This is a genomic window from Isoptericola jiangsuensis, from assembly GCF_002563715.1.
Taxonomy (GTDB): domain Bacteria; phylum Actinomycetota; class Actinomycetes; order Actinomycetales; family Cellulomonadaceae; genus Isoptericola; species Isoptericola jiangsuensis.
The window spans coordinates 1,299,026-1,312,478 of the sequence record NZ_PDJJ01000001.1 but is presented as its reverse complement, the minus strand read 5'-3'; the positions used below and the strand labels follow the sequence as shown (position 1 = coordinate 1,312,478).

Genomic DNA, 13,453 nt, shown 5'->3' with positions numbered 1-13,453 from the left:
GTCCCACCCCTGCCGCACGAACGAGCGTGCTGGCTTCGTACCTCATCCTGTGGGATGAGGTACGAAGCCAGCACGCTCGTCGCTGCCACCGGAGGGTCGGAGGGTGGCGTCGTCCTGCTCGACGGCGGCGTTCCAGTCGCGCTTCGCGGCGCGCCACGCCTCGTCGTCGTGCCCGAGCCGCCAGTAGCCCGACGCCGAGAGCCGGTCCGTGCCGACGCCGAGCTCGGCGCGCGCCCAGCGCCGCAGGGTGCGCACGCACCCGGCCTCGCCGTGCAGGAACGCGTGCGGGACGCCGGCGGGGAGGTCGCCGGCGGCGTGCGCGGCGGCGACGACGTCCGCCAGGTCCGCGGTGCCGCGGTGCACCCACACGACGGTGACGTCGGCGGCGGTCCCGAGGGGCTGCTCGTCCCCGGGGCCGGGTACCTCGACGAACGCGACGGCCCGCGCGCCGGCGGGCAGGGACTCGACGGCCGCGGCGATGGCGGGCAGGGCGGAGTCGTCGCCGACGAGCAGGTGCCAGGGCGCCTCGGGGTCGGGCGCGTACCCGCCGCCCGGACCGAGGAACGTGACCTCCTCCCCCGGCTGCACACGAGCGGCCCAGGGGCCGCCGAGCCCGGCGTCACCGTGGACGACGAGGTCGACGTCCCACTCACCGTCGCGCACCGCGCGGATCGTGTAGGTGCGGACCACGGGCCGGGCGCCCTCGACCGGCGGCGGCCCGAGGACGAGCTTGAGGTACCGGTCGGTGTGCACGCCGGCGTCGAGCGCGGCGATCTCCGGCCCGCCGAGGGTCACGCGCACGGTGTGCTGGGTGAGCCGGCGCACCGCGGTGACCGTCGCGCGGTGGGGCGTGCCCCGCCGGGACGGGCCCGGGCGGTCGGTCGGCTGCGTCGAGGTCTCCATCGCAGGTGAGCCTAACCTCCGACGCCGCGCGGCCGTCAGGGTGCTCCTGGTCACACCCGCCGTCAGGACCGCGCGAGACGGTGCACCGCACCCGCCGCCGCCCACGTGACGACGCCCGCGACCAGCACGACCGCCAGCGGCCAGGACCGCACGGTCGCCCAGGCGACCGCCGCGACCACGAGCCACCCCCGCAGGTACCAGGCGCCGACGACCAGCGGCGACACGTCACCCGCCGGTCCGGCGACGGGGGTGAACAGGCCGGGCGGCACCGTGGTCGCCCCGGCCACGCCGACCCGGGCGCCGAGGACGGCGACGGCCACGACGGCGACGGCGGGCGCGGCGGACGCGGCGCCCACCCCGGCCGCGGTCGCGAGCCCGGCGACGGCCACGACGACACCGGCGACGGTCGGGACCACGGCGTGCTCGGTCAGCAGCCGACCGGGACGGTGGGGCAGCAGACCGCCCGGCACGGGATGGGCGGCGGTCGCGTCGAGCCCTCGGGTCCAGGCGGCCGCGGCCCCGTAGAGGAGCAGCGCTCCCACCACCGTGACCAGCACGCCGCCGTGGGCCGCGACGAGGAACGCCCCCGCGGCGCCCACGAGCAGCGCGGTGCCCGTGGCCCGCCGTCGTCGCCACAGGCCCAGGACGTCGCGCGCGACGAGAGGGACGTGCGGCAGCAGGACGCCGGGCAGCCGGCCCGGCACGCCGCGGCGCGGTGGCGCGATGACGGGCCGGAGCCCGGCGGCCTCCCCCGCCGCGAGGCCGACGCCCGTGGTGCGCGCCGTCGCGCCCGCGGCGGCGGCGGTGTCGGGGTCGACGGTCTCCGGCAGGACCGCGAGCACCAGCCAGGACGAGGTCGCGGCGACGAGGACGGCCGCGCCGGCGACGAGCGCGGGCGGCCCGGACGACGCGCAGGCGGCCGGGAGCCCGCCGACGCACGCCGGCGCCGTCGTCGGGTCGGCGACGAGCTCCGCACCCCCGAGCGCGGCGGCCACGGCGACGACGACGAGCCCGACGACCGCCACGAGCCCGATGGACCGCCGTCGTGAACCCTGCCCGGCGACCCCCACGGCGACGGGGGCGAGGGAGAACCCGGCGGCGCACAGCGTCCACGCGGCCAGCGCGACCGGGGCGATCCCGTCCTGCGGCCCGCCCACGAACGCGGCCGCCAGCGCGGACCCGACGAGTCCGCCGACCAGGGCCGCGAGCGCGAGGGCCAGGACGCCGCGGCGCCACAGCACGGTGCGGGCGCGCCAGACGCCGGTGAGCACGAACCGGGCGTCCGTCTCCGCCACGGCCAGGGGCAGGCCCACGCGGGGCAGCGCGGACGCGCCGAGGGCGGCCGCCGCGACGAGCGCCGCGCCCACCGCCACGAGCGTGCCGGCCCCCGCGCCGGTGCCGCCCCCGGGGACGGCGACCGCCGGCCCGGTGAGGGCGAGCCCCGCCTGCTGGACGGCGACCCAGCCGACGGGCAGGTACATCAGGGCGAGGAGGGTCGCGCCGTAGGCGAGGTAGGCCCGGTCGCCGCCGGCGTCGTGCTCGCGCCGTCGTCCGCCGCGGACCCGCAGCGCGCGCACCCAGCGCCGCCAGCGGCCGTAGGGCACGAGCAGCGCCGGGTCGAGCGCGTCGAGGGCGGCGGAGCCTGCCGGGTCGGCACCGGACGGCACGCCGGCGGCTGCGCCGGGGTCGGGGAGGTCGCTCATCGGGCGGGGGCGGCGAGCTCGACGACAGGACCGTGGTCGGCGAGAGCGTCGCGCAGGCCGGGGTCGTGGGTGGCGGCGAGGACGGCCCGGCCCTGGTCGAGGGCGGCGAGGACGAGCTGCCGTGCGACGTCCCGCCAGGCGGCGTCGAGCCGCTGCTCGGGCTCGTCGAGGAGCACGACCGCGGCCGGCCGGTAGAGGGTGAGGGCCAGGGCGAAGAGCTGCGACTCCCCCGACGACAGCTCGCCCGGGTACTGGTCGCGCACCCGGTCGAGGTGGGCGCCCGCGAGGGCGTCGTCGACGTCCGGCCCGGGGTGGTGCCCGCCCCACGCGACCCGCACGAGCCGCAGGTGCTCGGCGACGGTGAGGTCGGGGTAGGTGGGCGCGGCGCCGAGCAGGCGCGCGACCTGCGCTCGGCGCCTCCGCCGGGCCTCGGCGGCGGGCAGTCCGAGGACCTCCACCCGTCCGGAGGTCGGGGTGTCGGTCCCGGCGACCAGCCGCAGCAGGGTGGACTTGCCCGCGCCGTTGGGGCCGACGACGGCGGCGCCCTGCCCGGCGTGCAGGCGCAGCGACGTCGGGGCGAGCACCTCGACGGTGCCGTGGGTGCGGCTGGCGGCGGAGACCTCGACGAGCGCTGTCACGGCGTCGAGGCTATCGCCCCGTCCGCGGTGCGCCGGGCACGTCCGCGTCCCGGGCGCGGGACGCCGACGGGGCGGCGCCCGCACCGGCGGGCACCGCCCCGTCGAGGGTCGGTCGTGGCGGGCTCAGTAGCCGCCCTCCGCGTCACCGTCGGCGGCCGCCGCAGCGCCCGCGAACCCGGCGAGCACCGCGGCGGTGCCGGACAGCCCGAGGCGGGTCGCGCCGGCGGCGATCATCGCCTGGGCGTCGGCCAGGGTGCGCACCCCGCCCGACGCCTTGACGCCGAGCCGCCCGCCGACGGTCGCCGCCATCAGCTCGACGGCGTGCACGGACGCGCCACCCGTGGGGTGGAACCCGGTGGACGTCTTGACGAAGTCGGCGCCCGCGGCCTCGGCCGCGCGGCAGACCGCGACGATCTCGTCGTCGGTCAGCGCCGCGGACTCGATGATGACCTTGAGGACCTTGTCCGCCGGCACGGCGGCACGCACGGCGGCGACGTCGGCCTGCACGAGGTCGAAGCCGCCGGCCTTGGCCGCGCCGACGTCGATCACCATGTCGACCTCGTCCGCGCCGTCGAGCACGGAGCGGGCCGCCTCGGCCGCCTTGATGTCGCTCGCGTGCTTGCCCGACGGGAAGCCGCACACCGTGGCGACGGCCAGGCGTCCGGCCGCCGTCTCGACGGCGTGCGCGACGAACGTCGGCGACACGCACACCGAGAAGACCCCGAGCGCGGCGCCCTCCTCGACGAGCGCGGTGACGTCCGCGGCGGTCGCCTCCGGCTTGAGCAGCGTGTGGTCGACGTACGCCGCGAGCTCCGCGGCCGTCGTCGGCACCTGGGCCTCGCTCATCGCAGCGCCCCCTCGATCTTCTGGTACCCGGGCAGGATGACGTCGTCCACGAGGGCGCGACGCTCGTCGTGGTGCATGAACGCGCTCCACGCGGCCGTCAGGGTGACGTCGGCGAGGTCGTCGATCGTCCAGCCCGCCTCGGCGACGAGGAGGCGCATCTCGTGCGACATCGACGTGCGCGACATGAGGCGGTTGTCCGTGTTGAGCGTGACCGCGAAGTCGAGCTCCTTGAGGCGCGTGATCGGGTGGTCCGCGATCGTCGTCACGCCGGGCGCGGCGTCGGTCTGCAGGTTCGACACCGGGCACACCTCGAGGACGATCTGGTGGTCGCGCACCCAGTGCGCGAGCGGCCCGAGCTCGGCGGTGCGGTCGTGCTCCGAGAGCTGCACGTCCTCCATGAGCCGCACGCCGTGCCCGAGGCGGTCCGCCTGGCCGAGGTGGACGGCCTGCGCGATGGACCCCACGCCCGCGGCCTCGCCGGCGTGGATGGTCGTGGGGAAGTTCTGCTCGGCCAGGAACTTCCACACCCCGGCGTGCCGGTCGGGGGCGAACCCGTCCTCGGCACCCGCGATGTCGAAGCCGACGACGCCCGCGTCGCGGTACGCGACGGCGAGCTCGGCGATCTCCTGCCAGCGGTCCGCGTGACGCATCGCCGTGACGAGCTGCCCGACGCGGATGGTGCGGCCCGCCGCGGCGGCCTCGCGCACGCCCGCGTCGATGCCCGCCTGCACGGCCTCCACGGTCTCGGGCAGCGTCATGCCGCGCCGGAGGTGCTGCTCGGGCGCCCAGCGCTGCTCGGCGTAGACCACGCCGTCCGCGGCCAGGTCGAGCACGGCCTCCTTCGCGACGCGGGCCAGCGCCTCGGGCGTCTGCATGACCGCGATGGTGTGGTCGAACGTCTCCAGGTACCGCGGCAGGGAGCCGGAGTCCGCGGCGGCCTGGAACCAGTCGCCCAGGGCCTCGGCGTCCCGGGCGGGCAGCTCGTGCCCCACGGCGGCGGCGAGCTCGAGGACGGTCTGCGGGCGCAGGCCGCCGTCGAGGTGGTCGTGCAGGAGGACCTTCGGCAGGTCGGGGATCGCGTCCAGGAGGGCTTGCGTCATGGGGCCCAACCTACCGGCGCGCCCGGGGCTGCGCCGCCCTGCGGGGCGCCGCCGTGGCGGGGCTCACCCCACGTCCGGGTCGTCCGACCCGTCGGGGACGTCGCTGGCCTGCTCGGCGACGTCCGCCTCGTCCGCGGAGCCGTCGAGGTCCGGCCGCGCGGTGCGGGGCCGGTACTCCTCCGTGTCGGGACCGCGGGGCGGCGTGGTGTCGCGCTCGGCCTCGTCGACGAGGCTCGTCACCTCGTCGGGCTCCTCCAGGCCGGCGTCGCGCCAGGCGTCGGACGGCGTCGTGGTCATGGCGTCATCGTCACCCGCGCGCACGGGGCTCGCACGGCAGGACGGCCCACACCACGTGGGGCCAGCCGCCGAGCGCGCGGGTCCGCGCGGCCCGGGCACGGGGCTCGGCGGGCGCCTCCAGCAGCACCGCCACCGGCAGCGTGTGCAGGGTCCCCGACGACGGTTCGTAGAGGGTCGCCGCGGCCTCGGCGCCGCTCCCCCGCACACCGGCCAGCAGCACGACGTGCCGGGGCACCGCCCGCCCGGGACCGCCCGACAGGTCGCCGCCCGAGTACAGGGGGACGGGCAGGCCCTGCCCCGCCGCGGTCACCGCCTGACCGAGCACGGCCGCGGCGTCCCGCCCGACCACGCGGTGCGTGTACCGCACCGGACCGAACCGCGCCTGCGCCGCCGCGCCCCACGGCGGGGTACCCAGGGCGCGCGGCCACAACGACAGGCCGGCCGGGCCCCGCGTGGACGCGGCGTGCACCCGCTGCTGCGCGGCGGAGAACGCCGCCGTCGGGTCCGCCGCCCGGGCGAGGCGCAGGGCCAGGCGGGCGTCGCCGGCGAGGGCCAGCATGGTCAGGACCGCCGCGCCGCAGGTCACCGGCGACGTCTGCCGGGCGACGTGGCCGCCCGGCAGCACGAGCACGCGCGGCACCCAGCGCTGCGGCGGCCGGGAACGCGCGAGCGGGTCGCGCACCCAGCGCGCCACCGCGGGGTCGAGCTCCCGCAGCGCCCGCTCGACGTCGTCGGGCGGCGCCGACGGCGGCGTCGCCGGCAGGGCGCCGGACGACCCGGAGAACAGCCGCACCCCCGCGACCAGGTCGGTGAGGCGCAGCGTGGTCATGTCAGTGGATCCGGTCGATGACGATCGGGTGCGTGGGCACCGGCGTCCCGGGCGGCACGACCTCCCAGCCGCCGTCGAGCGCGTCGACGGCGCGGGCGAACCGCTCCGGGGTGTCGGTGTGGAGGGTGAGGATCGGCTGTCCGGCCCGCACCGCGTCGCCCGGGCGCGCGTGGATCTCCACGCCCGCCCCGGCCTGCACCGGGTCCTCCCGGCGCGACCGGCCGGCCCCGAGCCGCCACGCCGCCACGCCGACGGCGTAGGCGTCGAGGTGCCCGACGACGCCGTCACGGTCCGCGACCACCTGCTCGGTGTGCCGCGCCACCGGCAGCGTCGCGTCCGGGTCGCCGCCCTGCGCGACGATCATGCGGCGCCACACGTCCATCGCCCGCCCGTCGCCGAGCGCCGCGCGGACGTCGTCCGTGTCCTGGGGACGGCCGGCCGCGTCCAGCATCTCCACGGCGAGCGCGACCGTGAGGTCCACGACGTCGGCCGGGCCGCCGCCGGCGAGCACCTCGACCGACTCGCGCACCTCGAGCGCGTTGCCCGCGGTGAGGCCCAGGGGAACCGACATGTCGGTGAGGAGGGCGACCGTGCGCACACCGGCGTCGGTGCCGAGCTCGACCATCGTGCGGGCGAGCTCGCGGGCGTCCCCGAGGTCCTTCATGAACGCGCCGGAACCGACCTTGACGTCGAGCACCAGCGCGCCCGTGCCCTCCGCGATCTTCTTGCTCATGATCGAGCTCGCGATGAGGGGGATCGCCTCGACCGTCCCGGTGACGTCGCGCAGCGCGTACAGCTTCTTGTCGGCGGGCGCCAGGCCCGACCCGGCGGCGCAGATCACCGCACCGACGTCCTCCAGCTGGGCGAGCACCTCGTCGTTCGACAGCGAGGCCCGCCAGCCGGGGATCGACTCGAGCTTGTCCAGGGTGCCGCCGGTGTGGCCGAGGCCGCGGCCCGAGAGCTGCGGCACGGCCACCCCGAACGCCGCGACGAGCGGGGCCAGCGGCAGCGTGATCTTGTCCCCCACACCGCCCGTGGAGTGCTTGTCGGCGGTCGGGCGCGACAGCCCGGAGAAGTCCATGCGCTCGCCGGACGCGATCATCGCGTGCGTCCAGCGGGCGACCTCGCCCCGGCTCATCCCGTTGAGCAGGATCGCCATCGCGAGGGCGGACATCTGCTCCTCGGCGACGACGCCCCGGGTGTAGGCGTCGATCACCCAGTCGATCTGGGCGTCGGACAGGTGGGTGCGGTCGCGCTTGGCGCGGATGACGTCGACGGCGTCGAACGGTTCGTTCATCGGTTCAGGTTCTCCGGTCCGAACGCCTGGGGCAACACGGCCGTCATGGGCACGACCCCCTGGGGCGTCTCGACGAGCAGGTCGGGGCCCCCGTGCTCCCACAGGAGCTGGCGGCAGCGACCGCACGGGGAGATGACGGTGCCGGCGGAGTCCACGCAGGTGAAGGCGACCAGACGGCCGCCACCCCCCGTGACCAGCGCGGACACCAGCGAGCACTCGGCGCACAGCGTGACGCCGTAGGCGGCGTTCTCCACGTTGCAGCCGACCAGCAGGCGGCCGTCGTCCGCGTACGCGGCGGCCCCCACCGGGTAGCCCGAGTAGGGCGCGTACGCGCGTCCGGCCACCTCGACGGCCGCGGCGCGCAGCGCCTCCCAGTCGACGCTCACGCCTACTCCTTGGTGTACGGCTCGGCGAGCGCGGCGGGCGGCCGCGACCGGCCCACGAGGCCCGCCACGGCGAACAGCGTCACCACGTACGGGAGCATGAGCATGAACTGGCTGGGCACCGGCGAGCCGACGACCGACAGCACGTTCTGCAGGTTGGTCGCGAACCCGAACAGCAGGCCGGCCAGCGCCGCGCGGACCGGGTCCCACTTGCCGAAGATCATCGCGGCCAGGGCGATGAAGCCCGCGCCCGCCGTCATCTCCTTGTTGAACTGGTTGATGGAGACCACGGTGTAGAATGCGCCGCCGATGCCACCGACGGCGCCCGCGATGAGCAGCGCCTGGTAGCGGGTGCGCAGCACGTCGATGCCGACGGTGTCCGCGGCGCGCGGGTGCTCGCCCACGGCGCGCAGGCGCAGACCCCACTTCGTGCGGAACAGCGCGAACCAGACCGCCGCGACGACGACGAACATGAGGTACACGATGATCGTCTGGTCGAAGAGCACGGGCCCGATGACGGGGATCCGCTCCAGCACCGGGATCGGGAGGCGCGCGAACCGGGTCGTGGCGTTGAGCGCCTCGGTGTTCGGCACCAGCACGAGCGAGTAGAAGAAGCTCGTCAGGCCGATGACCAGCACGTTGAGCACGACGCCCACGATGATCTGGTTGACGCGGTACGTGATGGTGAAGACCGCCAGCACGAGCGACACGAGCGCCGAGGCGAGCATCGCCGCGACCAGGCCGGCCCACGGGCTGTTCGTCAGCGAGCCCGCGATGGCCGCGGTGAACGCGCCGGCCAGCAGGTTGGACTCGATCGCGATGTTGGTGACGCCCGAGCGCTCGCCGATGACGCCGGTCATGGCGCCGTAGACCAGCGGCACGGACAGCACGAGCGCGCCGCTGAGCAGGCCGACCACGGAGAGGTCGCGCGGGCTGCCGGCGGCCGCCCAGGCGAGGAACCCGACGAGCAGGAGCGCCGCGAACACCCCGACCGCCCAGCGCGGGGTGCGGCGCTGCGCCCGCGTGGCGAGCACGCTCAGCACGACCATCACGGCCGCGACCGCGCCGCACACCCAGGCCGTGGCCATGGCGGGCACGACGAGCACGGGGAACACCACGAAGTCCGTGGGGGTGGACAGCGAGAACCGGGAGTCGCCCTCGTGCGGCACCACGAGCAGGAGCAGCACGTAGAGCGCCAGGACGACACCCAGGACGATCGCGGTCTTCCAGGAGGTCGTGCTGACCCGGCGGGGGGCGTCCGGCGTCGCGGCGGACGTGTTCTCGACGGCGGGGGCGGTCATGCCGACACCTCCTTCGCGGCGGCCTTGGACCGCTTCTTCTTCGGGGCGCTGCCGGGCTGCGGGAGCCGGAAGATCGCGCGGACCAGCGGCGGCGCGGCGATGAACAGCACGATGAGCGACTGGACGACCAGGACGATCTCGATGGGGATGCCCTGGGAGGCCTGCATGGCGGAGCCGCCCGCCTTGAAGCCGCCGAACAGGATGCCCGCGCCGAGCACGCCGATCGGGTTGGAGTTGCCCAGCAGGGCGACGGTGATGGCGTCGAAGCCGATGCCGGCGTCGACGTCCGAGCTGAACCCGGTGGTGGAGGTGCCGAGCACCTGGGTCACGCCCGCGAGACCCACGAGCGCACCGGCGACCAGCATGACCGACACGGTCGCCCGGGAGACGTCGATGCCCGCGACCCGCGCGGCACGCGGGTTCTCGCCGACGGCCTTGTAGGAGAACCCGACGGCGGACCGGTTGAGCAGCCACCACACGATCGCGACGGCGACCAGCATGAGGACGAAACCCCAGTGCAGCGGGTACCGGTCGCCGAGCAGCGGCGGGAGGATCGCCGACTCCTGCATGCCCGGGGTCTTCGGGTTCGCCGAGCCCGGCGCCTGCATGAGCCCCGGCGTCGCCAGGAAGTACGACAGCAGGTAGAACGCGACGTAGTTGAGCATGATCGTCACGATGACCTCGTGCGCACCGGTGCGGGCCCGCAGCAGGCCCGCGATCCCGGCCCACAGCGCACCCGCCAGGAGGCCCGCGGCCAGCGCCACGATCAGGTGGATCGGGAACGGCAGCCCCGTCACCCCGAAGCCGACCCAGCCGGCCGCGGTGGCGGACATCAGCATCTGGCCCTGACCACCGATGTTGAACAGGCCGGCCTTGAAGGCGACGGCCACGCCCAGGCCCGCGGCGACCAGCGGCGTCGCGTTCGTCAACGTCTGCGTCAGCGGCCTGATCCCGGACGCGAAGTCGTCCGCCCGGAAGTTGTAGACCGCACCCTGGAACAGCGCCGAGTAGGCGCCGCCCACCGCCTGGCCGACCGCCGCCAGCGTGTCCTGCGGCCGGGCGAAGAAGTACGTCGCGGCCTCCTGCACGGACTCGTCGGTGACGATGATCATCAGCGACCCGGCGATCACGGCCAGCAGCACGGCGCCCAGCGACACCGCCCAGCCGCCCGAGGCGATCTGGCGGAACGCGTCACGCCAGCGGTCGCCGGAGCCCTCGACGGTGAGCGCGGCCTCCCGGGCGCGCTCCTGCTCGAGCTCCTCGGCGAGCCCCGGCTCGGTCGCGGGGTCGACCTGGTCGATCGCCTCGTCCAGGGGGCTCTCCCCCGGCGCGGCGGCGTCCTTCGGTGGCGTGTCGCTCACGCGGCCTCTCCTTGCGTCGACTCGGGAGCGATACCGGCCATCATCAGGCCGAGCACGTCGCGGGGCGTGTCGGCGGGCACGACCCCGACCACCTTGCCGCGGTACATGACCATGATCCGGTCGGCGAGCGCGACGGCCTCGTCGAGCTCGGTCGAGACGACGACCACCGGGATCCCGGCGTCGCGCGTCGCGACGATCTGCTTGTGGATGAACTCGATGGAGCCGACGTCGACACCACGCGTCGGCTGGGCGGCCACGAACAGCCGCAGGTCGCGGGACAGCTCGCGGGCCAGGACGACCTTCTGCTGGTTGCCGCCCGACAGGCGGCCGACCGGCAGGTCGATGCCCGTGGTGCGGACGTCGTACTCGTGGACCTTCTCGCGGGCGAACTCGTCGCGGGCGCCCAGCTGCAGGCTGCCCGCCTTGACGAACGGCGGGCCGTCGGTGCGGTCGAGCACCAGGTTCTCCGCGACCGTGAACTCGCCGACCAGGCCGTCGGTGCTGCGGTCCTCGGGCACGAACCCGACGCCGGCGTCGAGCACCTGGCGCACGCTGCGCCCCACGAGCTCCGCGCCGTCCAGCAGGATCGACCCGCCGACGTCGTCGTGCAGCCCGATGAGCGCCTCGGTGAGCTCGGTCTGACCGTTGCCCTGCACGCCCGCCACGGCGAGCACCTCGCCGCCGCGCACCGTGAAGCTGACGCCGTCGACGGCCACCTGGCCGTCGGGCAGCGCCACGACCAGGTCGCGCACCGCGAGCTCGTTGTCCGTGAGGCGCGGCGCCTCCTTGTGCACCGTCAGCTCGACGGCGCGGCCCACCATGAGGGACGCCAGCTCGGCGTCCGTGGCGGTCGGGGACGCCTCACCGACGACCTTGCCGTGCCGGACCACCGTGATGCGGTCCGCCACCGCGCGGACCTCGCGCAGCTTGTGGGTGATGAAGACGATCGCGGCACCGTCGTCGCGGAGCTGACGCATGATCGCCATCAGCTCGTCCGTCTCCTGCGGCGTGAGCACGGCCGTCGGCTCGTCGAAGACGAGCACCTGCGCGTCGCGGCTGAGCGCCTTGATGATCTCGACGCGCTGCTGCACGCCCACCGGCAGGTCCTCGACGACCGCGTCCGGGTCGACGTGGAACCCGAACCGGGCGGCGGTCGACCGCACGGCCTCGCGGGCCGAGCCCAGGTCGAGCACTCCCGGACCGGTCGTGCGCTCGTGACCCAGCATGACGTTCTCCGCGACGGAGAACACCGGGACCAGCATGAAGTGCTGGTGCACCATGCCGATGCCCGCCGCCATCGCGTCACCGGGACCGGCGAAGGACTGCACCTCGCCGTCGAGGAGGATCTCGCCCTCGTCGGCGTCGTACAGGCCGTACAGCACGTTCATCAGCGTCGACTTGCCGGCGCCGTTCTCCCCGAGGAGGCAGTGGATCTCCCCCGGTTCGACCACCAGGTCGATGTGGTCGTTGGCCACCAGCGCACCGAAGCGCTTGGTGATGCCTCGCAGCTCGAGCCTCATCGTGTTGCGTCCGCCTTCCTCGCGGTCTGCGTCGTGGCCAGCCTAGGCCTGACGACGCCGCGGGACACGGGGAGGACCCCCGTGCCCCGCGGCGTCGTCAGGCGACCGGGAGGATCACTCGGCCAGGTACGACGTGACCTCGACCTCGCCGGAGATGATCTGGTCCTGCAGGGCCATGGTCTCCTCCCACAGCGCCGGGTCGACCTTCGACTCGAAGTCGTGCAGCGGGGCCAGGCCCACGCCCTCGTTCTCGAGGGTGCCGACGTAGGCGGTGGCGTCGAAGCTGCCCTCGCCCGAGGCCAGGACGGCCTCGTAGGTGGAGGTGTCCATCTTCTTGAGGATGGAGGTCAGCACGTACGGCTGGGTGGTGGGGTCGGTCTCGTAGAAGTCCGCGTCCACGCCCACGAGCGCGACGTCGCGGCCGGAGTCCTCGATCGCGGCGATCGCGGACTGGTAGATCGGGCCGCCGACCGGGAGGATCACGTCGACACCCTGGTCCAGGATGTTCTTCGCCGTGGTCTTGGCGGTCTCGTTCGCGACGAACTCGCCGGTGAACGCGCCGTCCTCGCCACCCTCGTAGCCGATGACCTCGACGTTCTTGTCGTTGACCTCGTTGTAGTACTCGACGCCCTGCTTGAAGCCGTCCATGAAGATGGTGACGGTCGGGTACGGGGCGCCACCGAAGGTGCCGACCTTGCCGGCCTCCGAGTAGCCGGCCGACAGGTAGCCGGCGAGGAACGCGGCCTCGGCCGTGTTGTACAGCAGCGGCTTGATGTTCTCGGCGTCGGTGGTGCCGTCGAAGTCGTTGTCCGCGGCGTCGTCGACGATGATGTAGTGCGTGTCCGGGTTGGCGGTCGCCGACTCGACGGTCGCGGCCGACAGGGCGAAGCCGACCGACACGATGGTGTCGCAGGACTGGTCGACGAGCGACTGCAGGTTCGGCTTGAAGTCGGAGTCCGAGGTCGACTGGACCTCCTTGAAGTCGGCGCCGAGCTCATCGGCCGCCTTCTTCGCACCCTCGTAGCTGAGCTGGTTGAAGCTCTTGTCGTCGAAGCCGCCCTGGTCGGAGACGATGCAGGCCGAGAAGTCGCTGGCGGGCGCCGCCGACTCGCCGGACTCGCCCGTGGTCTCCTCCGGGGCCGAGCCGCACGCCGCGAGGGTCAGCGCGGCCACGCCCGCGAGGGCGGTGAAACGGATCGCACTCTTCACCAGTTGCTCCTGTCAGATCAGGGGGCGTGAGGCCGGGAGGATCCCGTCTCACGATCAGAGACGGCC

General features: G+C 74.9%; 13 protein-coding genes. All 13 read right to left on the bottom strand.

Annotated features, from left to right (window positions below; all coding sequences use genetic code 11):
- Positions 1 to 42 precede the first annotated feature (42 nt).
- The gene (locus tag ATJ88_RS05875; protein ID WP_098463020.1) at positions 43 to 903 is read right to left on the bottom strand and encodes a siderophore-interacting protein; all 861 of its coding nucleotides are present in this window, start codon (positions 901 to 903) and stop codon (positions 43 to 45) included.
- A 62-nt stretch (positions 904 to 965) separates the two neighbouring features.
- Entirely contained in the window at positions 966 to 2,606 is a 1,641-nt protein-coding gene (locus tag ATJ88_RS18045; RefSeq protein WP_141538620.1) for a hypothetical protein, read from the bottom strand.
- Complete coding sequence (locus tag ATJ88_RS05865; RefSeq protein ID WP_170023539.1) at positions 2,603 to 3,244, bottom strand: ABC transporter ATP-binding protein; 642 nt, start codon at positions 3,242 to 3,244, stop codon at positions 2,603 to 2,605. The genes ATJ88_RS18045 and ATJ88_RS05865 overlap by 4 nt, the downstream gene beginning before the upstream one ends.
- 123 nt (positions 3,245 to 3,367) lie before the next feature.
- A complete protein-coding gene (gene deoC / locus ATJ88_RS05860) occupies positions 3,368 to 4,090 on the bottom strand; it encodes a deoxyribose-phosphate aldolase (RefSeq protein WP_098463018.1) in 723 nt (240 codons plus the stop codon).
- Positions 4,087 to 5,190, bottom strand: coding sequence for an adenosine deaminase (locus tag ATJ88_RS05855; protein WP_098463017.1), 1,104 nt, complete (start codon positions 5,188 to 5,190; stop codon positions 4,087 to 4,089). The genes deoC and ATJ88_RS05855 overlap by 4 nt, the downstream gene beginning before the upstream one ends.
- A 63-nt stretch (positions 5,191 to 5,253) precedes the next feature.
- Positions 5,254 to 5,487, bottom strand: a complete 234-nt coding sequence (locus ATJ88_RS05850) for a hypothetical protein (protein ID WP_098463016.1) — start codon at positions 5,485 to 5,487, stop codon at positions 5,254 to 5,256.
- A 10-nt stretch (positions 5,488 to 5,497) separates the two neighbouring features.
- Complete coding sequence (locus ATJ88_RS05845; RefSeq protein ID WP_098463015.1) at positions 5,498 to 6,316, bottom strand: hypothetical protein; 819 nt, start codon at positions 6,314 to 6,316, stop codon at positions 5,498 to 5,500.
- 1 nt (position 6,317) lies between these two features.
- A complete protein-coding gene (locus ATJ88_RS05840) occupies positions 6,318 to 7,613 on the bottom strand; it encodes a thymidine phosphorylase (RefSeq protein WP_098463014.1) in 1,296 nt (431 codons plus the stop codon).
- Entirely contained in the window at positions 7,610 to 7,999 is a 390-nt protein-coding gene (locus ATJ88_RS05835) for a cytidine deaminase (protein ID WP_098463013.1), read from the bottom strand. Before ATJ88_RS05835 ends, ATJ88_RS05840 begins: the two co-directional genes overlap by 4 nt.
- 2 nt (positions 8,000 to 8,001) lie before the next feature.
- The gene (locus ATJ88_RS05830; protein WP_098463012.1) at positions 8,002 to 9,297 is read right to left on the bottom strand and encodes an ABC transporter permease; all 1,296 of its coding nucleotides are present in this window, start codon (positions 9,295 to 9,297) and stop codon (positions 8,002 to 8,004) included.
- Positions 9,294 to 10,658: an ABC transporter permease gene (locus ATJ88_RS05825; RefSeq protein WP_245852168.1), complete on the bottom strand. Its 1,365-nt coding sequence runs from the start codon at positions 10,656 to 10,658 to the stop codon at positions 9,294 to 9,296. Before ATJ88_RS05825 ends, ATJ88_RS05830 begins: the two co-directional genes overlap by 4 nt.
- On the bottom strand, positions 10,655 to 12,178 hold the full coding sequence (locus ATJ88_RS05820) for an ABC transporter ATP-binding protein (RefSeq protein WP_098463011.1): 1,524 nt from the start codon (positions 12,176 to 12,178) through the stop codon (positions 10,655 to 10,657). Before ATJ88_RS05820 ends, ATJ88_RS05825 begins: the two co-directional genes overlap by 4 nt.
- A 114-nt stretch (positions 12,179 to 12,292) precedes the next feature.
- Entirely contained in the window at positions 12,293 to 13,387 is a 1,095-nt protein-coding gene (locus ATJ88_RS05815; protein ID WP_098463010.1) for a BMP family lipoprotein, read from the bottom strand.
- Positions 13,388 to 13,453 lie beyond the last annotated feature (66 nt).

Coding starts and splice junctions, on each gene's coding strand:
- ATJ88_RS05875 (WP_098463020.1), bottom strand. CDS start 903: ATGGAGACCTCGACGCAGCCGACCGACCGCCCGGGCCCGTCCCGGCGG.
- ATJ88_RS18045 (WP_141538620.1), bottom strand. CDS start 2,606: ATGAGCGACCTCCCCGACCCCGGCGCAGCCGCCGGCGTGCCGTCCGGT.
- deoC (WP_098463018.1), bottom strand. CDS start 4,090: ATGAGCGAGGCCCAGGTGCCGACGACGGCCGCGGAGCTCGCGGCGTAC.
- ATJ88_RS05855 (WP_098463017.1), bottom strand. CDS start 5,190: ATGACGCAAGCCCTCCTGGACGCGATCCCCGACCTGCCGAAGGTCCTC.
- ATJ88_RS05850 (WP_098463016.1), bottom strand. CDS start 5,487: ATGACCACGACGCCGTCCGACGCCTGGCGCGACGCCGGCCTGGAGGAG.
- ATJ88_RS05845 (WP_098463015.1), bottom strand. CDS start 6,316: ATGACCACGCTGCGCCTCACCGACCTGGTCGCGGGGGTGCGGCTGTTC.
- ATJ88_RS05840 (WP_098463014.1), bottom strand. CDS start 7,613: ATGAACGAACCGTTCGACGCCGTCGACGTCATCCGCGCCAAGCGCGAC.
- ATJ88_RS05830 (WP_098463012.1), bottom strand. CDS start 9,297: ATGACCGCCCCCGCCGTCGAGAACACGTCCGCCGCGACGCCGGACGCC.
- ATJ88_RS05820 (WP_098463011.1), bottom strand. CDS start 12,178: ATGAGGCTCGAGCTGCGAGGCATCACCAAGCGCTTCGGTGCGCTGGTG.